Here is a 23,150-nt window from a genome sequence, read left to right on the forward strand (position 1 = left end):
GTCAGTCCGCCTTGACGCGCGCCAGTTGCGCCTCTCGCGCCGCCCGCATGCGTTCGAAATCGTCGCCGGCGTGGTAGCTCGAGCGGGTCAGCGGCGACGACGCTACCTGCAGGAAACCCTTGGCGCGCGCGATCTGCGCATAGGCATCGAACGCCTGCGGGGTCACGAACTCCGCGACTTTCGCATGTTTCGGCGTCGGCTGGAGATACTGGCCCATCGTCATGAAATCGATGTCGGCGCTGCGCATGTCGTCCATCACCTGGTGGACCTCCATCCGCTCTTCGCCGAGGCCGAGCATGATGCCCGACTTGGTGAAGATCGACGGATCGCGGCGCTTGACGCTTTCGAGCAGGCGCAGCGACGCATAATAGCGCGCGCCGGGGCGGATCGTCGGATAGAGCCGCGGGACGGTTTCGAGATTGTGGTTGTACACGTCGGGCCGTGCATCGACGATCGCGGCGACCGCACTCTCGGGCTTGTTGCGAAAGTCGGGCGTCAGGATTTCGATCGTCGTCTGCGGCGTTTCGCGGCGCAGCGCGTTGATCACCTTCACGAACTGGCTCGCGCCGCCGTCGGGCAGGTCGTCGCGGTCGACCGAGGTGATGACGATGTGGCTGAACCCCATCTTCGCCGCCGCGATCGCCGTATGCTCGGGCTCGAGCGGGTCGACCGGACGCGGCATGCCGGTCTTGACGTTGCAGAAGGCGCAGGCCCGGGTGCAGGTGTCGCCGAGGATCATCACCGTCGCATGCTTTTTGGTCCAGCATTCGCCGATGTTCGGACACGCCGCTTCCTCGCACACCGTATGCAGGTTGAGCTCGCGCATCAGCTTGCGCGTTTCGGCATAACCGGGGCTGGTCGGCGCCTTGACGCGGATCCAGTCGGGCTTGCGCGCGCGCTGGCTGGGAGTCGACGCGGGCTGTACGGGCGATGCGGGAGCGTTCATGGCGCCCACATAGTCGTGCACGCGCCTCTTCTCAACCTCTCTACCTATGCTAAGGCGCGTCCATGACTCACTTTGCAGACATGATCGATGGATACCGCCGTTTCCGTAACGGCGGCTGGGCACAGCAACGCGAACGCTGGGAACAGCTTGCGGTAGGACAATCGCCGAAAGTGATGGTGATCGCCTGTTCGGACAGCCGGTCCGAACCTTCGCAGATTTTCGACACCAACCCCGGCGAGATTTTCGTCGTGCGCAACGTCGCCGCACTGGTGCCGCCATTCGAAACAACGCCCGGACGTCACGGCGTCTCGGCCGCACTCGAATTTGCCGTCCAGTTCCTGAAGGTCGAGGAAATCGTAGTGATGGGCCACGGCCTTTGCGGAGGCTGTCATGCCGCACTCCATAAATCGATGGAAGGCGCGGAACCGGGACGTGGCGGCTTCATCGCCGACTGGATCGCGATGCTCGACGAGGCCAGCGAAACGGTGCGGAGCAGCCACGCGGACCTCGACACCCGCGAAGCCGGGCGGGCGATGGAAATGGCGGCTGTGCGAGTAAGCATTGACAATCTCAGAACTTTTCCCTGCATTCAGGAAAAGGAACGGCGCGGGGCGCTGACGCTGCGCGGGGCATTCTTCGCAATCGGCGACGGGGTCCTGCACCTCATGGACGACGCGACGGGAGAATTTTCTCCCGCCTGAACAGGAGGGCGAGATGAGCAAGAATACATTCTGGGTGACGATGATCTTTGTCGCGGCGATCGTCGGAGCGTTCCTCGGCCCCGCTCTTGCGCAATCGCTTTCGACCGGCGCGATGCTGACCTTTTCGGTCGTTACCCTTGTCGCAATCGTCGGGCTGATCGTCTGGTCGCTGTCGGCCAACAAGTCGGGTAAAAAGGCCGACACGGCGGCGCTCGCCGACGCCCGGGCGATGCGCGCGCCCGAAGGCAAGGCGCGCATCTATATCACGCGCCGCGGTTTCGTCGCCGCGCTGCAGGGAATGAATGTCGTCCTCGACGACAATGCGAAGGGCCAGATCAAATCGGGCCAGATGCTGATGGCCGACGTCGCGCCGGGCGCGCACCGACTGCACGCCGCGATGGCCAAGGGCATCATGGCCAACGCCGGCGCGATGGAGATCGAGGTTGGTGCCGGCGAGGTCGTCGTGATCGACGCGATGTTCGAAATGAGCGCGCTCAAGGGCGATGCGAAGCTTACCCGGCTTGAAGGCGCGAAGGCGCGCGAGAATGTCGAGGCTACCAAGCTGATGCTGTGGGAAGTGCCGCCCGCCTGAGGCGACGAAACGCCCCATAGCTGCGGGCAGCGGCGAAACATAAGTGCAACAATGGCGTTAACGGCACGTTCTCCTGCAAAAAGGAGAATTTGATGGCCCTTCGCCAAACCCCGCTGGCTGCGCCGGCGCTTGCTTCGCGCAGACATGCTTTTCCCGGCGAAGACGAATCCTATACAAGGGCGCGCAAGTCGCTGCTTGCGGAGGAAATCGACCTGCGGCGCAGGATAACCCGAGTCGCGGCGCAGCGCCGGGCGCTGCCGCCCGGGCCGCTGATGAAGGACTATCGCTTCAGGCTGAACGAGGGGATCGAACTCGGGCTATCCGACCTGTTCGGTGGCCGCGACACGCTGGTCGCCTATTTCTGGATGTACGGACCCGAACGCGACCGGCCTTGCCCGATGTGCACCAACTGGCTGGGTTCGGTCGACGGCAACGTCAACGACATCAAGCGGCGCGTCGCATTCCATGTCCTCGGCCGGAGCCCCGTCGAACGCCAGCAGGCCTTTGCCGACGAGCGCGGCTGGCAGGCGCTCGATTTCGTTCAATTGGTCGGCGACGATTATGCGCGGGACTTTCGCCTGCTCAACGCCGATGGCAGCGAGAATCCCGCGCTTGCGGTGTTCAAGAGGAGCGGAAGCGAGGTCCGGCTGTTCTGGAAGAGCGACATGACCGCCGACATGGCCGATCCCGGGCAGGACCCGCGCGATGCGCCCGATATCGCGAGTCTATGGAACATCCTCGACCTGACGCCGGGCGGGCGCGGGACCGGCTGGTATCCGTCGCTGGACTATTGATCGCCGGACGGTGCGCTATCCCGGAAAGCGTTCCTGATAGCGCTCGCGTTCGCGCAGTTCGGAGCGCCGCGCCTTTTGCTGGGGCGAGTTATAGCGAAAATAGGCGGTCGCTAGCGCGATGGCCGCGACCATGAGGATGATCAGCCCGTAGCCGATCCAGATTCTCGGTTCGATGATATGCACTCCGCAAGGGTTGACCCTATCGCCCAGCCGCCGAACACGCGGGGGCATGACATGGTTGCATGGCATTAAGATATTTCAGTGACCTGCCTCACAGCCGCGACGAACGGAACCGGTTCGGTCAGGCGGCGGCTGCCCGTTTTCCGCCGACCCGCACCGATCCGGGATCGGCTATCTCAGGGGATCGCGTAGGTCACATTCGCCTGCCCGACGGGCTTGTCGGCGTCGTCGGTCCAGATGCGGATATCCATTACCGCCAGCCGCTTGCCGAGGCGCAGCATATGGGCGTCGGCAAAGAGGGGCCCCGGCCGGCATGGGCGCAGGAACTGGTAATTGAGCGCGCTCGTCACCGCCATCGCGACGGGGCCAATATGCGCGAGGACGAGCGCATAGGCCGCCATGTCGGCGAAGCCCATCTGCGTCGGACCGGAGATCAGACCGCCGGGACGCAGCGCCTTGTCGGTCGGATCCATCCGCGCTTGCACAAACCCCGGCGCGGCGGACACGACATGTCCGCGCGAACCAGGTTCGGAATGCGGAAAGGCCGCTTCCAGAAAGCCGTTGAGCGCGTCCGCATCCATGCGGATCGCGCCCGACGATATGGGCGCCGCCTCCCCCGCCATGCCGGTCAGCGCGTCAGCTTCTTGTACGACGTCGCGTGCGGGCGCGTCGCGCCATCGCCGAGGCGGCGGATCTTGTCCTCCTCATAGGCTTCGAAATTGCCCTCGAACCATTCGACGTGGCTGTCGCCCTCGAACGCAAGGATGTGCGTCGCGAGGCGATCGAGGAAGAAGCGGTCGTGGCTGATGACCACCGCGCAGCCCGCGAAATTTTCGAGCGCTTCTTCGAGCGCGGCGAGCGTTTCGGTGTCGAGGTCGTTGGTCGGTTCGTCGAGCAGCAGGACGTTGCCACCCTGCTTCAGCATCTTCGCCATATGGACGCGGTTGCGTTCACCGCCCGACAGCTGGCCGACCTTCTTCTGCTGGTCGACGCCCTTGAAGTTGAACGCACCGACATAGGCGCGCGTCTGCATCTCGTGCTTGCCGATGTTCATCAACTCGTGTCCGCCCGAGATTTCTTCCCAGACATTCTTGTTCGCATCGAGCGCGTCGCGGCTCTGGTCGACATAGCCAAGGCGAACGGTGTCGCCGATCGCGACGCTGCCGCTGTCGGGCGTTTCCTGCCCGGTGATCAGCTTGAACAGCGTCGACTTACCCGCACCGTTCGGACCGATCACGCCGACGATACCGCCGGGAGGCAGCGAGAAGGAGAGGTCTTCGAACAGCAGCTTGTCGCCATAGGCCTTGGAAATGCCCTCGACCTCGATCACCTTGCCGCCGAGGCGTTCGGGCACCTGGATGACGATCTGCGCCTTGCCGGGCGTGCGCTTTTCCTGCGCTTCGACCAGCTGGTCGAACGACTTGATACGCGCCTTCGACTTGGCCTGACGCGCCTTGGGCGACTGCCGGATCCACTCGAGCTCGTCCTTGATCGCCTTCTGGCGACCGGCGTCCTCGCGCGCTTCCTGTTCGAGGCGCTTGCCCTTCTTTTCGAGATAGGTCGAATAATTGCCTTCGTAGACGAAATAGCGGCCGCGATCGAGTTCGAGGATCCAGTTCACGACATTGTCGAGGAAGTAGCGATCGTGGGTGACGAGGATGACGTTGCCCGGATAGTCGACGAGATGCTTCTCGAGCCAGGCGACGCTTTCGGCGTCGAGGTGGTTGGTCGGTTCGTCGAGCAGCAGGATTGAGGGCTTTTCGAGCAGCAGGCGGGTGAGCGCGATACGGCGTTTTTCACCGCCCGACAGATTTTCGACGCCCCAGTCGCCCGGCGGGCAGCGGAGCGCTTCCATCGCGATTTCGAGCTGGTTGTCGAGCGTCCAGCCGTCGACCGCGTCGATCTTTTCCTGCAGCGTGCCCATTTCTTCCATGAGCGCGTCGAAATCGGCGTCGGCGGGCGGGTCGGCCATCAGCGCGCTGATCTCGTTGAAGCGATCCATCATGTCGGCGACCGGGCGGACGCCATCCATGACATTTTCCTTGACCGTCTTGGTCGGGTCGAGTTCGGGCTCCTGCGCCAGATAGCCGACGGTGATCCCCTCGCCCGGCCAGGCCTCGCCCGAAAATTCGGTGTCCATGCCCGCCATGATCTTCATCAGCGTCGATTTACCCGTGCCGTTCGGGCCGACGATGCCGATCTTGGCATCGGGGTAGAATTGCAGGCTCAAATTGTTGAGCGTCGGCTTTTGCGCGCCGGGATAGGTCTTGGTCAGACCCTTCATCACGAAACTATATTGGGCGGCCATGGGAAATGCTCCGGAGTCTGGCTGGGCCGCGCGGGGGCGGCCGGGAGAAATGTTGCGCGCCGGTTAGCGAATGGGCGCGCGGTTGGCAATCGGCGCTTGCGCGGGCGAGGCGTACCGTTACGACGGCGACATGACAGCCTCGCTTCCCCTTGCCCGCCTCGCCGGGTTCGCCACCCTCCTCCTCGCCACCGCCAGCGCCTCGGCCTCCATCCCGCCGCCGCCGGGCGCCGCCGAACTGGCGCAGCGCGGCGAAGATATCGCCTGGGCGATCACCGAGGATCTGACCACCGAAATCGGGCCACGCATGGCCGGGACCGAATCCGAAGCGGCGGCACGGCGCTGGGCCGTCGCGCGATTGCAGGCGATGGGCTTCGCCAACGTCCGCGAGGAACAGTTCGACATGCCGGTGTGGGTGCGCGGCGACGAACAGGCCTGGCTGACCAGCCCCTTCCTGCCGCAGAAACTCGCGATCACCGCACTCGGCACCAGTGCTTCGACCGGCCCCAAGGGGATCGAGGGCGACATCGCCTATTTCGAAAGCTTCGACGCGCTGGTTGCCGCGCCCGAGCATCTGGTGAAGGGCAAGATCGTCTTCATCGATCACCAGATGGCGCCCGCGCAGGACGGCAGCGGCTATGGCGCTTATGGTCGCGGTCGCTTCGTCGGCGCCAATATCGCCGCGAAAAAAGGCGCGATCGCAACCGTCATCCGCGCGATCGGGACCGACGATCATCGCAATCCGCACACCGGCGGCACCAATTTCGAAGCGGGCGTGAAGCCGATCCCGGCCGGCGCGATCTCGAACCCCGACGCCGACCAGCTGGTGCGCCAGTGGAAACGCGCGCAGCAGATGCGCAAGACCGAAACCGCGCTGGGCTATGTCGCCGAGCCGTTGCGCATGAAGCTCGTCCTGACGCCGCAGAATCTCGGCACGAAACATTCGGGCAACGTCATCGCCGAAGTCCCGGGGAGCGATCCCGCCGCCTCGCCCGTGATTATCGCCTGCCACCTCGACAGCTGGGACCTCGGCACCGGCGCGATCGACGATGCCGCAGGCTGCGGCATCGTCACGGCCGCGGCGAAACATGTGATGAGCGCCGGCCAGCCGCGCCGGACGATCCGTATCCTCTGGGCGGGCGCCGAAGAGGTCGGCGTATTCGGCGGCAAGGCCTATTTCGAAAAGCATGGCACGGAAAAGCACGCCGTCGCGCTCGAATCCGATTTCGGCGCCGACCGTGTGTGGCGGATCGACTTCAAACTGCCCGACAGCGCCAAGGGGCTTGCGGATCGTCTCGCCGCCGCCGTGGCGCCTTTCGGGGTCGTCCGCGGAAAACAGCCGGCAAACGGCGGCGCCGATATCGGAGCGCTCGTTCAGGCGGGCGTTCCCGCGGTCGATCTGGCACAGGACGGGACACGATATTTTGACATTCACCACACGCCCGACGATACTTTGGACAAGATCGATCCCGCACAATTGCGGCAGAATGTTGTGGTTTGGTCGGCGGTTCTGGCGATTCTCGCCGATAGCGAGGAGTCCGAGCTTCCGTGACTGTTACGGAGAAATGACAGATTTCCGCGCGCGCCGACCATCTCAATTATTTTTGTTGACGATTCATGCGGAACGGCTAAATCCCGCCGCTCGCGGAACGGGAAAGTTTCCGGGACGCGAAAGGCATTTTAGGGAGCCCACACATCATGAAGAAGTTTGCTGCTATCGCCGTTGCTGCCAGCATGTTCGCCCTCGCCGCTTGCGGTGAAAAGGCTGCTGAAGAAGCCACCACCGAAGCTCCGGCCGCTGAAGCGGTTGCTGAAGAAGGCGCCGACGCCGCTGCTGCTGGCGCCGAAGCCGCTGCCGCTGGTGCCGACGCTGCCGCTGCTGGCGCCGAAGCTGCTGCTCCGGCCGACGCTGCTGCTGCCCCGGCCGCTGACGCCGCCAAGGCTGAAGCTGCTCCGGCTGCTGCCCCGGCTGAAGAAAAGAAGTAAGTCGCAGCCCTTCGGGGCAATGACTGAAACGAAAAAGAGCGGTCTTCCTTCGGGAAGGCCGCTTTTTTTTGCGTCCGCTTTTTGGGCGCCGGTGCCTTGATGGGGTCATCGGGATGTGAGAGACCGTCGCCGGCCGAACGGGAGAGTGCCGCACGATGGGAAAATCAGCCGTAACGACGCCCGGCAAGCGCCTCATCCTCCTGCTCGACGGCACCTGGAACAGTTCCGAAGACAATACCAGCGTCTGGCGGCTCAGCCAGCTCATCGCGTCCAGGGATGCGGCAGGTATTCCGCAGCTTTGCTATTATACCGCCGGCGTCGGGACGCCGCGCGGCGAGAAGATCCGCGGCGGTATCCTCGGCCACGGGCTCGATCGCGATGTCATTGGCGCCTATCGCTGGCTGATGGGTCATTATGACCAGGGCGACCAGATCTTCCTGTTCGGTTTCAGCCGCGGCGCCTTCACCGCGCGCAGCGTCGCGGGGATGATCGCCCGCTGCGGGTTGCTGCGCCCCGGATCGCCGCTGTCGGTCGAGGAACTCTACGAACGCTATCGGCTCGACGCGAAGGCGGCTTCCTTCGTCGAACTTCACCAGACGAAGGACCTGCCGCCGCAGGAAAAACGCCTGCTGCGCCATTCGCGCCGCGTACCGATCAAGATGATCGGGGTGTGGGACACCGTCGGCGCGCTCGGCGTTCCCTTCGGCAATATCCGCGGCCTCAGCCGCCGGCGCTTCGGGTTCCACAACACGCGGCTTTCGGCGATATTCGAGCACGCCTATCACGCGCTCGCGCTCGACGAGCATCGCGCGGCCTTCGCCCCGACGCTCTGGACGCGCTTCACCCCCGCGATCCCCGACCCGCCCGGCAAACGCCGTGTGCGCCCGACGATCGTCGAGCAACGCTGGTTCGCGGGGGCACATGCCAATGTCGGGGGCGGGATCGGCGGCGACGACATGCCGCAATTGCCGCTCGCCTGGCTGATGAAAAAGGCGGGCGCGCTCGGCCTTGCCTATCGCGGCAATGTGGTGCCCACGGGCTATGAGATCGCGGCCCCGATCCACGACAGTTTTCGTGCGTTCCTGCGCGGGCTTTACCCGATCCTGAAACTCGGGCGGCGCTTCCATCGCCGGATCGCCGCGCCCGCGGCGCACGATGCCAAAGGGTCTTGGCTGACCGCCAATGAAACGATCGACGGCAGCGTCTTCGATCGCTGGCGCAAATTGCCCGACTATCGCCCGATCGACCTCGCCCGCTGGGCCGCCGGACTGGAAGTCGATCCGGCCCGCCTGCACGGGGCCGTCGATGCACGGACCGGCGTGGCGATCGCACCGGTGCCCCCGCCAAGAACGCGATCGAGACGCGCAAAAATGCCCGCGAAGGATAAGGAATAGCGAGGAAAATGGTCGGGGAGACAGGATTCGAACCTGCGACATCTTGCTCCCAAAGCAAGCGCGCTACCGGGCTGCGCCACTCCCCGACGCTGCGGGCGCCTTAGGTTTCGCCCTCTCAAAGGGCAAGCGGAAACGATGGCATGCCTGCCTTGCGGCATGCTTAACGGAAATTTTCTGCTCGCAGCCTAAGAGACGCGGATGGGGGATCGACTGACAGGACTGGACGGTTTGCGCGGCATCGCGGCATTTGCGGTGCTCGGATATCATCTTCATGTCCTGATGTTCGACGCCTCGCGCGGCAACGCCTTTCTGGCGGTCGACTTCTTCTTCATGCTCAGCGGCTATGTGATGGCCCGCACCTACGAGACACGCTGGCAAGGCTCGTCGGCCGCCGCGACATTCATGGCGAGCCGCCTGCGACGCCTTTGGCCCACCATGGCGGTCGGCGGGCTGATCGGTGCGGTCGAAGCGTGGACGCTGCTGCCCGCCGGCGATGTCTTGCCGATGCTGCTCAACCTGCTGTTCATTCCCTGGTTCGTCGGTATTCTCGCCTTTCCGCTCAATGTCCCGGCCTGGTCGATCCTTTTCGAGCTGGCGGCCAATTTGGTCCACGTCCTCGTCTTGCAGCGACTGCGCACGCGGACCCTGTTCGCCGTTGCGGCCATCGCCGGCGTCATCTTCGTCCTCGGCGGCCGCACCGACGGTCTCGATGTGGGCTCGCGGCCCGACAATTTCCTGTTCGGCCTGCCGCGCGTCTTGCTGTCCTACACGATCGGCATCATCCTCTGGCGCAGTTGGCGCGACGAGCCCGCGATCGCCTGTTCGCCGGGCTTCGCATTCCTCGCCATGCCCTTGTTTTTCGGCGCATCGATGCTGATGGCCGATGTCTCGTGGGTCGCAAACCTGCTCTTCATCACCGTCGCCTGCCCGATGATCGTGGCGGGCGGCCTCCGCTTTCCCGCAAGCTCGCGCTGGTCGCCAATGCTGACCGTGGCCGGCGCGCTTTCCTTCCCGCTTTATGCCGTTCATGTGCCCGCGATGATGCTCGTCAAGAATCTCGGCGGGCACTGGACGCTCAGCCTGGCTGCGGCGCTGGTCACTGCCGCGCTGTTCCCGTCGGTGCGCCGCGCGATGGCCGCCGCCATGCCGCGCCGCAGGGCGATCGAAGCACTCACCTGACCGCCCTTGCCCGCCGCTATCCTGCCGAGGTGGCGATCAGCCGCGCATAAAAGTCGATCATGCGCTTGAAGCTGTCGACGGTCATATGTTCGTTGGTGCCGTGGATCATCGCCGTCTGCTTCAACGTGAAGTGCATCGGCATGAAGCGATATACATCCTGCGAAATCGGCTCCATGCTGCGGCTGTCGGTTGCGGCAACGACCAGATAGGGCGCGACGACCGCATCGGGCGCATCGGCGCGCGCCGCCGCCACGATATATTTCCACCCCTGCGAACTGCTCGAAGAAACGCGCGAAGGCTCGTTCGGCTGCTTGACCCAGCTGAGCTCCACCGGCGCCTCGCCGACCGCGGCCTTGGCGCGCGCCATCACGTCGGCCGAGCTGTTCCACGGCGCGATGCGATAGTTGATGAGCGCGTTCGCCGATTGCGGCAGGACATTCTCCTTGGGGCTGCCCTGCAGCATCGTCGGCGCGATCGTGGTGTGAAAGGCTGCCGCCGAGGATGGCGACGCCGAAAGCTGCCCTTTCAGGAGCGGGCCGAACAGCCACTGGTTCGCCACCGCCATCTTGGTCGTCCCGCCCTTGTGCGCGGCCAGCGCCTCGACCATCCCCGCACCGGGGCCGCGCATCTCGGTCGGGAAAGGCTTGTCGGTGATGGCGAGCACCGCGCGCGCCAGTGTCGTGACGCCGGTTTCAGCGGGCGGCATCGAACTGTGCCCGCCCGGCGCATTGGCCGTGACCTTAAGCGTCGCATAGCCCTTTTCGGCGACGCCGATCAGGATCGCCGGACCATCGATGATCGGCGTGTCGCGCAGCACGACGCTGCCCTCGTCGAGCGTGAACAGCGCCTTGACGCCTTCGGCCTTCAGCTTCGCGGCGGCCGCCACCGCGCCCGATCCGCCGGCTTCCTCGTCATGGCCGGACACGAGATAGATGCCGCGTTTCGGCTGGAAGCCCTGAACCGCAAGCGCCTCGATCGCCTCGAACAGCCCGACCAGCGATCCCTTGTCGTCGACCGTGCCGCGTCCCCACACCGCCTGTTCGGCGATCGTGCCGGCGAAGGGTGGATATTTCCAGTCGCCCTCGGTCCCTTCGGTCACCGGCACGACATCCTGGTGCGCCATCACGATGATCGGGGCGAGCGCGGCATCGCTGCCCGGCCAGTGATAGATCAGCGTCCGGTTCGGCAGGATGGTGCGTGTCATCGCGCGGTGCGTCGCCGGATAGGTGGTTGCCAGCCACGCGTGCAGCCGGTCCCATTCGGCGACCTCATTCTCGGCGGGGTCCTGATGCGATATCGTCCGGATCTGCGCCGCCGCACTCAAATGCGCGACCGCGGCGTCCAGATCATATTTCGGCGCCGCTGCCAGACGGATATCGCTGCCATCGGCAATATCCGTCGGCGCGAAGGTCGCGGTGCGCACGCCGACCACGCCTGCTGCGACCGCCACGATCGCCAGTCCACCGAGCAGGATCGTCCGCCGTTTCCCCATGTCCCTCTCCTTCTTGTCGGCGCGCAATGGACCGCCATCGGTTGCATTTTGCAAGGGAAATTCAGGCCTTGCCGCGACACGTTCCGATTAAGCGCAAATTCATGGCCGGCGGCGAAACATCCCGAAATCAGAGGAGGAACCGCCATGCGTTTGATGATCGTTGCCGTGCTGCTGCTCGCGCCCGCTGCGGCGCAGGCGCAGTTCATGCCGCGGACCCCGCCCGCGAGCGACCGCATCCCCGGCATATCCGATATGGGGACACAGCCGGGCGGCTCGACGCTCGGGCACGACCTTCGCGAAACCCGCGAGCGCATCGCGCGCGGACGCGATGACAGGGCCTTGTCGAAAAGCGATGCGCGGGCCTTGCGCCGCGAAGCGCGGCAGATTGCATCGCTCGCCGAGCGCTATGGCCGCGACGGTCTCTCCGATTCCGAAAAGCGCGAACTCGACATGCGAACGCAGGCACTGAAGGATATGACGGCGGCGCAGCGCATTCGCGGTAAGCCCTAAGGGCATCGTCGTCTCTGGAAAATGGTGGGCCCGGCAGGACTCGAACCCGCAACCTAGCCGTTATGAGCGGCCAGCTCTAACCATTGAGCTACAGGCCCCCCCTATCCCGGCGGGGATGTGCGGGCGATAGCGGAGGCCGAGCCGCATTGGCAAGCGCCAACGATCAGCGGGCGGCCTTGCGCCCCGCCATCGCCAATATCCCGTCGACCGTCGTCGCCTCGACCCCGCGGCGGGCAAGATGGTCGAGCACGACGTCCCACCAGCGATAGAAAAGATCGAGGTCGGCGTCGCTGCGCACATAGGGCGTGTTCCCCGGTTGCAGCGATGGCGAATGGAAGGAGAAATTCAGCACCGGCAGGCGCGCCGTGATCGCGATATCGATCGCCTCGCACGCCTTTTCGGCCGGGATGCCTTCGGGCGTCAGCGCGATCCGCTCGACAAGCCCGAGCCGCGCCAGCGCTGCATGGCTGTTCGACGAGGTGCGATGATAGAGCCAGCGCCCCGCGCGACCGAAGAGCCCCGCAAAAACCGTCGTAACGGGCATTTCGAGCACGGCGCCCGCCCCGGTGCGTACCCACCAGGGATGGAGCGGCGCGTCGCGATAATTGGGCCCATGCCCGGCGCGATAATCGAACCCCGCACGAACCGACGTATCGCACCGAAATCCCAGCTCGGCGAGCATCGTCGCGGTGTCGGGGCCCAAACCGTAACGGCCCGCCCGATACGCCGTCGGGGCGACGCCGAACCGATCGCGAATCGCGTCGCGCAAAGCGGTCATTTTCGCGCGTTGCAGGTCCGCAGGCAGGTTGCCCGTATAGCTGTTGCGCGCATTGACGTCCTCGTCGTGCGGCGGCGTGACCCAGGGATGGAGTTGGGCGCCGATCTCGCAATGGCCCGCCTGCTGCGCCGCGCCGAGAATATCGACCGCCCGGTCGTCGGCGACGATCGGCCAGTCGACAAGGTAGATCGGGCACACAGCGGCGCGCTCGAAATAACTCTGGCAGTCGGCCAGCGCGGGAACCGAGGCGAGCCCGAACCCCGTCCGCGCGAAGGGCGCGTTCCAGTCGAAATCTTCTTCGGTATCGATCGTCACCCAGAAACGCGGACTCTCGTCCGCGGCCAGTTCGATCAGGTCCGATGCGGCCGGATTTGCAAAGAAATTGCCCGCAGGCTTCACATGCTCCCCTTCGCCCGCCCCGGGCTATTCGCCTTGCTGGACTTCCAGCTCGACCTCGGTTCTCGAGTTGGCGGAGGGCAGGTGCAAGGTCAAGGCGTTATGCCCGATATCGAGCCGTCCGCCGGACCCGCGGGCAAGGCTGTCGACGAGCCGGAGCGAAAAACCGAGGCTGAGGACGGCGGCGCCGGGCGCTTCGCCTTCGGGGCTGAAACCGGGATCGAGCAACTCGGTCGACGTCGCAAAGCGGATCGTGGCCGGACGGACGATCCGCAGTTGCAGCATGTCGTCGTGCGGCGCTTCGGTGACCAGCTGGCCGACGAGGATCGCACCCGGTTCGGATATATCGACGAGGGCGGTGAGCAGCCGGCCGACCATCCGGCGCGCGTTGGCATCGTCGATCAGCCCGATGAACCCGCCCCCGACGCGCGAAATACTAAGATCGATCCGGCGTTCGGCCAGCAGCGGCCCCAGATCGCCTTCGACCTGCGTGACGATCGCACCGATATCGACCGCGCTGTTCGCCGGCACCGCTGCCGGCGCCGTGTTGCTGCGCGCGGCGGTTTCCAGATCGTCGATGATCGACTGCACCGACGCCGCATCGGCGACGATCGTTTCGGCCATCGCACGATAATTCTGGCTGACCGGCCCGAACATCTGCCCCGAAATGATCTGGGCGAAACCCGAAATCGCGTTCAGCGGGCTGCGCAATTCGTGGATGAGCTGGCGAATCGAGTCGCCCGAATCCTCGGGCGCCTGCCGGCCATAGGGCGTCTCGTTGCGGTTCGGACGGCGTGCGCTCGCGCGATAGCCGCGGAACTGCCCCGTCGCCGGATCGAACCATGGCAAGGCGGAAAAGCGCCATTCGCCGGCATCGGCGGGCGTTCCTTCGAGGATCATGCGGGCGTTGATGATCTCGGCACGTTGGCGAAAGGCGCCGGCGGCAACGCCGTCGGTCCCGGGTTCGCCGCCAAAGGCCGCATCGGCGATCGACAGGCCGATCACCGCACCGCGTGTGACGCCTTCGACCCAGTGGATCACCCCGTCGGGGCCGGTTTCGAACAGGAATGCCGCGCGCGGCGGGCGGGCGACCGTCGGCTGCCCGCGCGACGACTGATATTTGTCGATGCGGCGGACCAGTTCGCTGATCTGGCTCGGCGCGCTCTCGGCCACCGGTTCGATCTCGTCCGCGGCCGCCGGCGGCGGCGTATCGGCGACGGCTTCGACGACTGCGGGCTGCGGCAGGGCCACCGACCCGCTGCCGAGGCTGGCGAGTGCACGGCGGACGCCGTCGGGCAGGTCGCTGCGTCCGGCCAGCACCGACCGTGCCATTGCGCCCGTTGCGGGGAGCAACGCCAGCCAGTCGGCATCGGTCAGGCGTGTGTCGCGCAGCATGATCGCCGAAACCGCAGGCACGTCGTTGGCGTAAAAGGCGACGAGCGGCGCAAAGCGGCCGTGCCGCGCAATCGCGCGGGCGCTGTCGCGACGGACCGATTCCGGCACCTGCGGCCGCAGGACGGCGAGCGCGTGGAGGCTGCGACGAATATCGTCGTCACCCAGTTGATTGCCGCGCTGAGCCAGAATATCGGAGAGTTGCCGCCACGCCGCGATGCTCGCGCGTCGGTCCGCCGGCGCCTGGCGCAAGATGGTCGCGATCATCGAGTCAGCAGTCACGCGAAGCCAGCCCCACACCCTCGGTCGTTGGTTACGATATGCTTACCGGCTAGCGTGAATCCCCCGGTCATGAAAGTGCCTTAACCATCCGCGTCGCATTGTGGGACAATTGCATTCGCCTGAAATAATATTATGGTCATCGCAGTTTTGGAAAGCGGATGTTTCAACGATGGCTAGTCAGAAATTCGATCAGATCGACTTGCAGATATTGGGCGAGCTGCAGAAAAACGGGCGAATGACGAATGTCGAACTTGCACAGATGGTGGGATTGACCGCGCCTCCATGCCTCCGCCGCGTGCGCGCGCTCGAGGAATCGGGGGTCATCCGTTCCTATCATGCCGACCTCGATGCGGCGAAGCTTGGCTATGGTATCACCGTCTTTGCGATGGTCAGCCTGCGCAGCCAAGCCGAATCCGATCTGAAGGCGTTCGAGGATTATGTCGGCGGCCTCCCCGAAGTGCGCGAATGCTATATGCTGAACGGCGAAATCGACTTTCTGCTCAAAGTCGTCGCGCGCGACCTCCAGAGCTTCCAGTCCTTCCTGACCGCCCACCTGACCTCGGCGCCGAACGTGACCAGCGTGAAGACGTCGCTGACGATTCGCACCGCGAAACAGCTTGCCGGGATCCCTGTCGAATCCTGAACGCCGGCTTTTCGGGAACCCAGTAAAAAGGGGCGCCGTTCCGATCGGGAACGGCGCCCCTTTTTTTGGCCGAAGGGCCGAAGGGCTTAGTCGCCCGTCGTCGGCGCCGCAGCTGCGGGCGCGGCCGCCGGCGCGGCACCGGCCTTGGCGCGGATCGTCCAGAGCTGTGCAAGACGCTGACGATTGCCCTGCACCTTCGCAAAGCTGGCGGCGGCGGCATCGCCCTGCCCGGCGAGCGCCTGCGCCACGCCGAGGCGGTACTGGATCAGCGCGTCGCCCGGGGCCGCCTTCAGCGCTGCCTCGTAAAGCGGGATCGCCTTGGCCGGCTCGCCATTGCCGACGAGCGCGTCGCCGGTCGCACGGGCCGCCTTGGGATTGCTGAGCGTCGCAGGCTTGCTGGCGTCCGCTGCAACAGCGGCCGCGTCGGTTGCAGCGCGCGGTTCCTGCGATTCGAGGATTTTGTCAAAATGCGCGTCGGTCTTGGGAATAACGCCATTCCCCTGCCCGTGCTTGATCACGGCAACCACCTCGCCGGGGAAACCCGCCTCGACCGCCATCGCCGAATATTCGAGATATTCGGGACGCTGCAGCATCGAGTTGGTCGCCTTCATGAGGCGCAGGATGTCGAGCGTCAGGTCCTTGTCGCCCGCGGCCTGCTGCAGGACGATATACAGCGTGTTGCGCCAGGTTGCCGGGGTCGGATAATCCTGCACGCGCATCGCCAGCACATCGAGCATCTCGTTGGTGCGGTTCGCCTTCTGGAACGCCTGCGCCGGACGCACATACAGCTCTTCCGACGGGCGCGTACCTGCTGCGCGCGCCGAATCGATGCCGGCCTTGGCGATTTCCCAGCCCTTGTCGATCTGGCCGGCGTTCAGATAGCTGTCCATCAGCATCGCCGACAGGCTGGACTCGGTCGACCCGGCCGCCTTGGCGGCTTCGAGACGCTGGATCGCCTTCGCGTAATTCTTCGCGCCATAGGCGAAATTGCCCGAATAGAAATTATACACGCCGACGCTTTCGGCCGGTGCCTTTCCGCTTTCGAGCATCGCATCGAGCCCCTGCCCCTGCAGCGCCTGATCCTTGTTCGTCAGGCCGAGCTGGAGCTGGTAGAAGCCGACCAGATATTTATCGTCGGGGGTCGTCGCCGTCGTTTGACCTTCGGCAAGGGCCGCCTGCAATGCAGCGGCGTCCTTCGCCTTGTTCGCGTCTTCCATTTTCTTGGCCGCCGGCATGAATCCCTTGCTCACGGAAATCCCGCCGCCCTTGGACTCTTCCTTCTTCTTTTCCTTTTTCGGCTTGTCCTGTGCGGCAGCCGGTGCCGTCGTCATCAGCGCGCAGCCCAGCACTGCGGCCATCGCCGTCAAGGGCATCGTGCGAAAACGGGTGAACATCGAAATCTCTCCTCAGAATCGGTCGCCTCGCCCTACCCGCACCAACGCAAAAGAGGGCTCGGCCGCGCGTCCTTAACGCGGCTAAACCCGTCGCGTTGCCAAGGCAAGACAGCCGGCATCGATATTTCTTTGAACGTGGACGGCTGAACCGGAATTGAACCCGGCTGGCCGGTCAGATTTCGTCGATCGCCTGATTGATCTGGCGAAGGACCGCGGGATCACCGGGGGCGCCCGACATCGCGTCTTCGGCCAGCTGGATCAGCGATATGATGCCAAAGGTAGCGGCCAGCCCTTTCAGACGCAGCGCCGCAACTTCCCAATTGGCGTCGCAGCGCGCCCGTCGCATCAGGTCGGCCAGGTCGCGCGCGCTGCCGGTGAAGGCGCCGCGCAGGTCCAACGCCACGGCCTGATCGTCTCCGATCGCCGAGCTGAGGTACCGGTCAAGGGGGCCGCTATCGAACGACATTCCACAGCTTTGCCCGCCCGTGGTTAAGTTTCCGTTTCAAGACGGTCATTTGATGCTAAGATGGCCGGATGACGGGGGAAAAGAAAATCGTCGGATTGTGGCGGGATTCCGCGGCAAACCCGGAAGCAGACAGCGCCGCGACGGTCGAAACCGCAGCGGCCGAAACCGCGCGTGCCCCGGACACGGAGGCCCCCGCCGAACGGGATTGGCTCGACATGTCCTCGCTGGCCGAAGCCGAACCGGACGACGACGCGGCCCCGCCATCGGCCTGGCGCGATCGCGCCGCGCCTGCCCTGCTCATCCTGCTGGCGATCGGCTGGACCGGTTTCGCGCTGGCCGTGGCGACCGAGGGTTTCGCCCGCAGTCCTGCGCTTTCCGACTGGCCGGCGCTGGTCGCGACGATCGCGATGCCGCTGACGTTGCTTGCGGTGCTCTGGATGAGCCTGCTGCGATCGAGCCGCTCCGAACAGGCCCGTTTCGCGCGGGTGACCGGCGCGCTCCGCGCCGAAAATCTGGCGCTGAACCAGTCGATGCACTCGCTCGGCCTCCATCTCGCCGATGCGCAGAAGCAGCTCGGCGAGCAGGCAAGGATCGTGCAGCAGCTCGGCCTCGACGCTGTGCTGCGGCTTAACGAAAGCAGCGACAAGCTCGCGAGCAACGCATCGGTGATCGCCAACGCGCACGACCAGCTCGCGCGGTCGGGCGATGTCGCGATGCAGCGGATGGATGGGCTGCTCGCCGGATTGCCGCGGATCGACGACGTCGCGCAGCGGCTGGCGGTGAATTTCCGCGAAGCGGGCCTCGTCGCGCACCAGCAGGGCGCCAACCTCGAAGCGCGCCTCGCGGCGCTGGGCGAAGAAGCCGCGAAAACCGCGCAGGCGGGCGAGGCCTCGACCGCGACTATCCTCGAGGCGATCGTCGCGCTGCAAGGACAGGCGAAGGAAACCGAATCGGACCTGCTCGCGGCGTCGACGCAGGTCACCGACGCGCACGGCGCGGCGCTGGCCCGGATGACCGAGGTCGCCGCGGCAGCGCATAACGACATGACGTCGACCATTGCCACCGTGACTGGCGAGATGGACAAGAGCTGGCAGGCGTTCCGCGACGGCGTCGACGCCGCCGCCGCACAGATGGACCAGAAGCTCGCGGCCGCCCGCGATGCCGGCGACGCGATGGGTGCGCAGCTTGTCGCGCACGCCGATGCCAGCGACGCCCTCGCCTCGCGCATCACCGCGCATGTCGCCGAGGTCGGGCAGCAGCTCGAGGTCCTCGACGTCAGCGTCAGCGCAAGCACCGGCGTCATCGGCCGCGCGATCGACGACACCAAGTCCCAGCTCGGTGCCTTCATGCAGGAAGTGCAGAGCGGCAACGCGTCGGCGCACCAGCTGATCACCCACGCCGAATCGCTACTCCTCGCGCTCGATGCAGTGACCCGCGAACTCGACGAAACCCTGCCGCACGCGCTCGATCGCATCACCTCGCACGGCAAGACGACGCAAACCGCGCTGGCGCAGTTGCGCCCCTTGCTCGAGGCGTCCGAACTCGTCGCGCAATCGACGATGTCGCATGTCAACGCCGTCCAGGCGACGCTCAAGACGAACGAAGCGCAGATGGCGACCCATGCCGCGAGCCAGCAGCAACTGGTCGACCGCATCAACGGCTCGCTCGCCGATGCCGAGGCCGCGCTCGCCAAGCTGCGCGACGGCGCCGACGAATTTGCCAAACAGGGCGGCGCGCGCATGATCGCGACGCTCGGCGAGGTTCGCGCCACCGCCGATTCGGCGGCGGACGAAGCGCGGTTGACGCTCGACAAGCTGGTTTCGGGCGCGCGCGACGCGATGCAGGCGACCGCTACGGGCGCGATCGATGCCGCGTTCAAGAATGAGGTGATGGCGCAGCTGACCGCGATCGAAGAGGCATCGGCGCGCGCGGTTGCCGCCGCCAACGGCGCTGCCGACCGGCTGATGCGCCAGCTGATCACGATCATGGACACCAGCGCGAGCGTCGAACAGCGCGTCAGCGAAGCCGAACAGGCGATCGCGGCGTCGGACCGCGATTCGCTCGCGAAACAGGTCGGCCTGCTCACCGAAGCGCTCAAATCGACCGCGATCGACGTCACCAAGATCATGTCGACCGAAGTCAGCGACACCGCGTGGGACGCTTATCTGAAAGGCGACCGCGGCGTCTTTGCCCGACGCGCGGTCAAGCTCATCGAAAATAGCGAGGCCAAGGAAATCCTGCGCCTCTATCAGGCCGACAATGGCTTCCACGCGTCGGTGAACCAGTTTATCCACGATTTCGAAGCGATGCTGCGTCTCCTGATCGGCGCACGCGACGGATCGGCGATCAGCGTCACCCTGCTTTCGTCCGATATCGGCAAGCTCTACGTCGCGCTCGCGCAGTCGATCGACCGCCTGCGGGGCTGACCTGCGGGCGACAGCGTGGTCGGCGGTAGCGGTTGATAACCGACGCCGGGCGGTTGCCTTGATGACCAGTTCGCGGGGATGCCAATGAATATCTCAATTCGCAATTTTGCTACCAGACAGTTCTGGAGGCCGGTCATGCAAAGCCTTTTCCTGATGGCTACGGGCGCTTGGCTTCTCGCCTCATATGTCGCGGCACGCATCTCGCCGACGGAAGAACTGAGAGATCTGACGAACGTCGTCCAGATCGGATGGTGGATATTATTTGTCGCGTGGTGCGCCACGGCCCCCGGCAACAAGCAGGCTTATCGCGATTTGAGCCCAGCGCGCAGCGGCACGGCCGTCGTCGCAATTTGCGGCATCGCCGCAGCGATATTTCTTTCGGGAGATGTCGATTGGCCCGGGGGGATGATTGTTCCGGGACTGATCCTGCTTGGCACAGCCGTTGTGGCGACATTCGTCTACCGCTTCGCGTCCAGCCATTCTTCAGAGATAGGCGAGGCGCGCTTCAACACTATGGCCAATTCGCAGCACCAGGACGGCTGACAGTCTGCTTTCTGTGCCGAAATCGACGCCGCCGATTGGCTTTACCCGGGGGGAACTCAGGCGCGCCCCGTCAGCACGTCGGGATCGGCCCAGCCGTTCACATAGGCCGTGTAGTAGAGCCCGAAGGCGATCGTCGCGGCGATCGTCATCTGGAGCAGGATGCGGCCCGGACGAAAGGTGGCAGGCGCGCCCGGTTCCTGCCCGCGGACGAGCGGCGTCGCATCGTCGCTCGCGCGGCGGCCGTGGAAGGGCAGCACGAAAAAGGCGCTGAACGCCCAGAAGAGCAGGTAGATGGCGAGCGCCGAAGTCCATTTCATCGCGTTTGCCTCCGGCTCAGATGTCGACGAGCATCACGTCGACGACGGGCTTCTTGCCCGTCCAGTCGGTCGCGACGCGCCGCACGCCAAGGCGGATCGCCTCGCGCAATTTTTCCTCGTCGCGCGCGGGGCCGGTCGCGGCCTGTTCGGCGGCTTCGCGCATTTCGTCGATAAAGGCTGCGCGCTCGTCCTCGACGGGCACGCCGCGATAGCTGACCGCGCTTTCGACGAAGCGCTTGTCCGAGAAAATGACCGCCACGGTGATATGGCCGTTAAGCGACAGCTTGCGCCGTTCGTTGATCGTTTCGCCGTCGGCGGGCAGGATGACGTCGCCGTCGAGGATCAGCCGGCCCGCCCGAACGCGCTCGACGATCTTCGCGGGTCCCGGCGCGAGCCGCACAAGGTCGCCATTTTCCTGCACCAGCGCATCCGGCACGCCCTTTTCGAGCGCGAAGCGCGCCTGTTCGTGCATGTGGCGGATCTCGCCATGCACCGGCAGGACGAGCTTGGGCCGTAGCCAGCCGTAAAGCGCCGCGAGTTCGGGCTGGCCCGGATGGCCGCTGACATGGATATGCGCCTGTTTTTCGGTGACGGTCAACACGTCCTTCGCCGCGAGCTGGTTCATGATCCGCCCGATCGCGACCTCGTTGCCCGGAATCTGCTTCGACGAGAAGACGACCGTGTCGCCCGGCTCGAGCTTGATCTGGTGGATATCGGCCGCCATGCGCGCGAGCGCCGCACGCGGTTCGCCCTGCCCGCCCGTCGCGATCACCATCACCTTGTCGCGCGGCAGGCGCATCGCCTCGTCGAAATCGACCGTCGGCGGGAAATCCTTGAGATAACCGACCGAACGCGCCACGCCGAGGATGCGGTCGAGCGAACGCCCTGCGACGCACAAGGTGCGCCCCGTCGCCTTGGCTACCGCGCCCAATGTCGCAAGACGCGCCGCGTTCGAAGCAAAGGTCGTGACGACGACCCGGCCTTTTGCTGCACCCACCGCCTGCTCCAACCCCTTACGCAGGCCGCCTTCGCTCCCCGACGCATCGACGTTGAAGGCATTGGTCGAATCGCAGACGAGCACATCGATGCCCTCATTGCCAATCGCGGTCAGCGCCGCCGCGGTGGCGGGCTGCCCGAGGATCGGTTCCTCGTCGAGTTTCCAGTCGCCGGTGTGGAAGACCCGACCATAGGGCGTGTCGATCACCACCGCGCTCATTTCGAGGATCGAGTGCGCGAGCGGAACGAGGCGGATGCCGAACGGCCCCAGCCGGAAGCTGTCGTCGATATCGACGGCCTTGATCTCGACCTCTTTTTCCAGCCCCTCTTCGGCCAGCTTGTGTGCGATCAGCCCCGCGGTGAAGCGGTTGGCATAAAGCGGCACGCCGAGTTCGGCGGCGAGATAGGGGATCGCGCCGATATGATCCTCGTGCCCGTGCGTCAGCACGATGCCGAGCAAGTCCTTCTTGCGATCCTCGATGAATTCGAGGTCGGGCATGACGATGTCGATGCCGGGGTAATCATGGCTGCCAAAGGTCACGCCAAGGTCGGCCATGATCCATTTGCCGTCGCAGCCGTAGAGATTGGCGTTCATGCCGATCTCACCCGATCCGCCGAGTGCGAGGAAAAGCAGCTCCTTGCCCGGAGTCGTCATATGTCTTTGTTCCGTTGGTTATAAAGATACATCAGGCCGTTCAGCGTCAAATCGGGCTCGATGCGGTCGAACAGCTGGCCCTGTTCCTGGAACAGAGTCGCAAGCCCGCCGGTCGCGATCACGGTAAGCGGTTTGCCGATTTCGGCCTTCATGCGCGCGATCAAGCCCTCCATCATCGACACATAGCCCCAATAGACGCCGATCAGCATCTGGCTTTCGGTGGTACGCCCGATAACGCTGCCCGTTGCCGGCGCTTCGATCGCGATGCGCGGAAGCTTCGCGGCTGCGGCCACGAGCGCCTCGAGCGACAGGTTGACGCCCGGCGCGATGATACCGCCGAGATAGGCACCGTCCGCGCCGATATGGTCGAGCGTCGTCGCGGTGCCGAAGCTGATGACGAGCTTGTCCTTGCCGGGCTCGACCGCCTGCGCCGAAATCGCGTTGACCGCACGATCAGCGCCGACCGACTGCGGTTCGTCGACCTTGAGCGCGATGCCCCAAGTCACCGGTTCGCGCCCGGCAACGAGCGCGTCGACGCCGAAATATTTATGCGCGAGCAGCTGGAGATTGTGAAGCGCGCGCGGCACGACGGTCGAGATGATGACCGCCTCGACATCGGCACGGTCATGCCCTTCGATCCGCATCAACTGGTCGAGCCAGACCATATATTCGTCGGCGGTCCGCCGGTCGTCGGTCGCAATGCGCCAGCGCGCCAGCAGCTCGGTGCCGCGAAACAGCGCGAATTTGGCATTGGTGTTGCCGACATCGATCGCGAGCAGCATT

General features: G+C 65.1%; 23 protein-coding genes and 2 tRNA genes. 11 read left to right on the plus strand and 14 right to left on the minus strand.

What is annotated here, in order from left to right:
• Position 1: 1 nt before the first annotated feature.
• The gene (gene lipA / locus VGU00_RS15965; protein WP_327470254.1) at positions 2 to 946 is read right to left on the minus strand and encodes a lipoyl synthase; all 945 of its coding nucleotides are present in this window, start codon (positions 944 to 946) and stop codon (positions 2 to 4) included.
• Positions 947 to 1,008: 62 nt separating this feature from the next.
• Between lipA and VGU00_RS15970 the strand changes: the two genes are divergently transcribed.
• From VGU00_RS15970 to VGU00_RS15980, 3 genes are all read left to right on the plus strand, one after another.
• Complete coding sequence (locus VGU00_RS15970) at positions 1,009 to 1,647, plus strand: carbonic anhydrase (RefSeq protein WP_327470256.1); 639 nt, start codon at positions 1,009 to 1,011, stop codon at positions 1,645 to 1,647.
• Positions 1,648 to 1,660: 13 nt separating this feature from the next.
• Positions 1,661 to 2,239 carry a hypothetical protein gene (locus VGU00_RS15975; RefSeq protein ID WP_327470258.1) on the plus strand — a complete coding sequence of 193 codons (579 nt, stop codon included), beginning with the start codon at positions 1,661 to 1,663 and terminating at the stop codon, positions 2,237 to 2,239.
• Positions 2,240 to 2,331: 92 nt separating this feature from the next.
• Positions 2,332 to 3,033: a DUF899 family protein gene (locus VGU00_RS15980; protein WP_327470260.1), complete on the plus strand. Its 702-nt coding sequence runs from the start codon at positions 2,332 to 2,334 to the stop codon at positions 3,031 to 3,033.
• 15 nt (positions 3,034 to 3,048) lie between these two features.
• Here VGU00_RS15980 and VGU00_RS15985 read toward each other — a convergent pair whose 3' ends face one another.
• The 3 genes from VGU00_RS15985 to ettA all read right to left on the minus strand — a co-directional run bounded on the left by VGU00_RS15985 (position 3,049) and on the right by ettA (position 5,521).
• Positions 3,049 to 3,216, minus strand: a complete 168-nt coding sequence (locus VGU00_RS15985; protein WP_327470262.1) for a hypothetical protein — start codon at positions 3,214 to 3,216, stop codon at positions 3,049 to 3,051.
• A gap of 173 nt (positions 3,217 to 3,389) precedes the next feature.
• Positions 3,390 to 3,836: a PaaI family thioesterase gene (locus VGU00_RS15990; RefSeq protein WP_327470264.1), complete on the minus strand. Its 447-nt coding sequence runs from the start codon at positions 3,834 to 3,836 to the stop codon at positions 3,390 to 3,392.
• A gap of 5 nt (positions 3,837 to 3,841) precedes the next feature.
• Positions 3,842 to 5,521 (minus strand): energy-dependent translational throttle protein EttA, encoded by a 1,680-nt coding sequence (gene ettA, locus VGU00_RS15995; protein ID WP_327470266.1) that lies wholly within the window; start codon positions 5,519 to 5,521, stop codon positions 3,842 to 3,844.
• Positions 5,522 to 5,651: 130 nt separating this feature from the next.
• Between ettA and VGU00_RS16000 the strand changes: the two genes are divergently transcribed.
• The 3 genes from VGU00_RS16000 to VGU00_RS16010 all read left to right on the plus strand — a co-directional run bounded on the left by VGU00_RS16000 (position 5,652) and on the right by VGU00_RS16010 (position 8,898).
• Positions 5,652 to 7,070: a M20/M25/M40 family metallo-hydrolase gene (locus VGU00_RS16000; RefSeq protein WP_327470268.1), complete on the plus strand. Its 1,419-nt coding sequence runs from the start codon at positions 5,652 to 5,654 to the stop codon at positions 7,068 to 7,070.
• Positions 7,071 to 7,274: 204 nt separating this feature from the next.
• Positions 7,275 to 7,604, plus strand: a complete 330-nt coding sequence (locus VGU00_RS16005) for a hypothetical protein (protein ID WP_327470270.1) — start codon at positions 7,275 to 7,277, stop codon at positions 7,602 to 7,604.
• Between the two features lie 55 nt (positions 7,605 to 7,659).
• Positions 7,660 to 8,898, plus strand: a complete 1,239-nt coding sequence (locus VGU00_RS16010; RefSeq protein WP_327470272.1) for a DUF2235 domain-containing protein — start codon at positions 7,660 to 7,662, stop codon at positions 8,896 to 8,898.
• A gap of 9 nt (positions 8,899 to 8,907) precedes the next feature.
• On the opposite strand, the gene VGU00_RS16015 is transcribed toward VGU00_RS16010, so the two are convergent.
• Positions 8,908 to 8,984, minus strand: a tRNA-Pro gene (locus tag VGU00_RS16015).
• 112 nt (positions 8,985 to 9,096) lie between these two features.
• Between VGU00_RS16015 and VGU00_RS16020 the strand changes: the two genes are divergently transcribed.
• Positions 9,097 to 10,077, plus strand: coding sequence for an acyltransferase (locus VGU00_RS16020; RefSeq protein ID WP_327470274.1), 981 nt, complete (start codon positions 9,097 to 9,099; stop codon positions 10,075 to 10,077).
• Between the two features lie 16 nt (positions 10,078 to 10,093).
• Here VGU00_RS16020 and VGU00_RS16025 read toward each other — a convergent pair whose 3' ends face one another.
• Positions 10,094 to 11,569, minus strand: a complete 1,476-nt coding sequence (locus tag VGU00_RS16025; protein ID WP_327470276.1) for a M20 family peptidase — start codon at positions 11,567 to 11,569, stop codon at positions 10,094 to 10,096.
• 144 nt (positions 11,570 to 11,713) lie between these two features.
• On the opposite strand from VGU00_RS16025, the gene VGU00_RS16030 reads away from it, so the two are divergent.
• Positions 11,714 to 12,079 carry a hypothetical protein gene (locus VGU00_RS16030; protein WP_327470278.1) on the plus strand — a complete coding sequence of 122 codons (366 nt, stop codon included), beginning with the start codon at positions 11,714 to 11,716 and terminating at the stop codon, positions 12,077 to 12,079.
• 22 nt (positions 12,080 to 12,101) lie between these two features.
• On the opposite strand, the gene VGU00_RS16035 is transcribed toward VGU00_RS16030, so the two are convergent.
• The 3 genes from VGU00_RS16035 to VGU00_RS16045 form a co-directional block, all read right to left on the minus strand.
• Positions 12,102 to 12,177 (minus strand) — tRNA-Ile (locus VGU00_RS16035).
• 65 nt (positions 12,178 to 12,242) lie between these two features.
• Complete coding sequence (locus VGU00_RS16040) at positions 12,243 to 13,256, minus strand: polysaccharide deacetylase family protein (RefSeq protein WP_327470280.1); 1,014 nt, start codon at positions 13,254 to 13,256, stop codon at positions 12,243 to 12,245.
• A 24-nt stretch (positions 13,257 to 13,280) separates the two neighbouring features.
• Positions 13,281 to 14,927 (minus strand): histidine kinase dimerization/phospho-acceptor domain-containing protein, encoded by a 1,647-nt coding sequence (locus VGU00_RS16045; protein WP_327470282.1) that lies wholly within the window; start codon positions 14,925 to 14,927, stop codon positions 13,281 to 13,283.
• Positions 14,928 to 15,096: 169 nt separating this feature from the next.
• Here VGU00_RS16045 and VGU00_RS16050 point away from each other — a divergent pair, with 169 nt between their 5' ends.
• Entirely contained in the window at positions 15,097 to 15,570 is a 474-nt protein-coding gene (locus tag VGU00_RS16050; RefSeq protein WP_294030425.1) for an Lrp/AsnC family transcriptional regulator, read from the plus strand.
• An 86-nt stretch (positions 15,571 to 15,656) separates the two neighbouring features.
• Here VGU00_RS16050 and VGU00_RS16055 read toward each other — a convergent pair whose 3' ends face one another.
• Positions 15,657 to 16,964, minus strand: coding sequence for a tetratricopeptide repeat protein (locus tag VGU00_RS16055; protein ID WP_327470285.1), 1,308 nt, complete (start codon positions 16,962 to 16,964; stop codon positions 15,657 to 15,659).
• A 172-nt stretch (positions 16,965 to 17,136) separates the two neighbouring features.
• Positions 17,137 to 17,367: an Hpt domain-containing protein gene (locus VGU00_RS16060; protein ID WP_327470287.1), complete on the minus strand. Its 231-nt coding sequence runs from the start codon at positions 17,365 to 17,367 to the stop codon at positions 17,137 to 17,139.
• 131 nt (positions 17,368 to 17,498) lie between these two features.
• On the opposite strand from VGU00_RS16060, the gene VGU00_RS16065 reads away from it, so the two are divergent.
• Positions 17,499 to 19,856, plus strand: a complete 2,358-nt coding sequence (locus VGU00_RS16065) for a hypothetical protein (protein ID WP_327470289.1) — start codon at positions 17,499 to 17,501, stop codon at positions 19,854 to 19,856.
• 135 nt (positions 19,857 to 19,991) lie between these two features.
• Positions 19,992 to 20,399: a hypothetical protein gene (locus VGU00_RS16070; protein ID WP_327470291.1), complete on the plus strand. Its 408-nt coding sequence runs from the start codon at positions 19,992 to 19,994 to the stop codon at positions 20,397 to 20,399.
• Between the two features lie 56 nt (positions 20,400 to 20,455).
• Here VGU00_RS16070 and VGU00_RS16075 read toward each other — a convergent pair whose 3' ends face one another.
• From VGU00_RS16075 to VGU00_RS16085, 3 genes are read right to left on the minus strand one after another with little or no spacing between them, the layout of a single operon-like run.
• Positions 20,456 to 20,716, minus strand: coding sequence for a DUF1467 family protein (locus tag VGU00_RS16075; RefSeq protein WP_327470293.1), 261 nt, complete (start codon positions 20,714 to 20,716; stop codon positions 20,456 to 20,458).
• Positions 20,717 to 20,732: 16 nt separating this feature from the next.
• Positions 20,733 to 22,367, minus strand: a complete 1,635-nt coding sequence (locus VGU00_RS16080) for a ribonuclease J (protein ID WP_327470295.1) — start codon at positions 22,365 to 22,367, stop codon at positions 20,733 to 20,735.
• Positions 22,364 to 23,149, minus strand: a complete 786-nt coding sequence (locus tag VGU00_RS16085) for a type III pantothenate kinase (RefSeq protein ID WP_327470297.1) — start codon at positions 23,147 to 23,149, stop codon at positions 22,364 to 22,366. The genes VGU00_RS16080 and VGU00_RS16085 overlap by 4 nt, the downstream gene beginning before the upstream one ends.
• Position 23,150 lies beyond the last annotated feature (1 nt).

This window comes from Sphingopyxis sp., assembly GCF_035944815.1.
Taxonomy (GTDB): Bacteria; Pseudomonadota; Alphaproteobacteria; order Sphingomonadales; family Sphingomonadaceae; genus Sphingopyxis.

Coding starts and splice junctions, on each gene's coding strand:
- VGU00_RS16085 (WP_327470297.1), bottom strand. CDS start 23,149: ATGCTGCTCGCGATCGATGTCGGCAACACCAATGCCAAATTCGCGCTG.
- VGU00_RS16000 (WP_327470268.1), top strand. CDS start 5,652: ATGACAGCCTCGCTTCCCCTTGCCCGCCTCGCCGGGTTCGCCACCCTC.
- VGU00_RS16025 (WP_327470276.1), bottom strand. CDS start 11,569: ATGGGGAAACGGCGGACGATCCTGCTCGGTGGACTGGCGATCGTGGCG.
- lipA (WP_327470254.1), bottom strand. CDS start 946: ATGAACGCTCCCGCATCGCCCGTACAGCCCGCGTCGACTCCCAGCCAG.
- VGU00_RS15970 (WP_327470256.1), top strand. CDS start 1,009: ATGACTCACTTTGCAGACATGATCGATGGATACCGCCGTTTCCGTAAC.
- ettA (WP_327470266.1), bottom strand. CDS start 5,521: ATGGCCGCCCAATATAGTTTCGTGATGAAGGGTCTGACCAAGACCTAT.
- VGU00_RS15980 (WP_327470260.1), top strand. CDS start 2,332: ATGGCCCTTCGCCAAACCCCGCTGGCTGCGCCGGCGCTTGCTTCGCGC.
- VGU00_RS15990 (WP_327470264.1), bottom strand. CDS start 3,836: ATGGCGGGGGAGGCGGCGCCCATATCGTCGGGCGCGATCCGCATGGAT.
- VGU00_RS16020 (WP_327470274.1), top strand. CDS start 9,097: ATGGGGGATCGACTGACAGGACTGGACGGTTTGCGCGGCATCGCGGCA.
- VGU00_RS16070 (WP_327470291.1), top strand. CDS start 19,992: ATGCAAAGCCTTTTCCTGATGGCTACGGGCGCTTGGCTTCTCGCCTCA.
- VGU00_RS15975 (WP_327470258.1), top strand. CDS start 1,661: ATGAGCAAGAATACATTCTGGGTGACGATGATCTTTGTCGCGGCGATC.
- VGU00_RS16030 (WP_327470278.1), top strand. CDS start 11,714: ATGCGTTTGATGATCGTTGCCGTGCTGCTGCTCGCGCCCGCTGCGGCG.
- VGU00_RS16065 (WP_327470289.1), top strand. CDS start 17,499: ATGACGGGGGAAAAGAAAATCGTCGGATTGTGGCGGGATTCCGCGGCA.
- VGU00_RS16010 (WP_327470272.1), top strand. CDS start 7,660: ATGGGAAAATCAGCCGTAACGACGCCCGGCAAGCGCCTCATCCTCCTG.
- VGU00_RS16080 (WP_327470295.1), bottom strand. CDS start 22,367: ATGACGACTCCGGGCAAGGAGCTGCTTTTCCTCGCACTCGGCGGATCG.
- VGU00_RS16075 (WP_327470293.1), bottom strand. CDS start 20,716: ATGAAATGGACTTCGGCGCTCGCCATCTACCTGCTCTTCTGGGCGTTC.
- VGU00_RS16055 (WP_327470285.1), bottom strand. CDS start 16,964: ATGTTCACCCGTTTTCGCACGATGCCCTTGACGGCGATGGCCGCAGTG.
- VGU00_RS16050 (WP_294030425.1), top strand. CDS start 15,097: ATGGCTAGTCAGAAATTCGATCAGATCGACTTGCAGATATTGGGCGAG.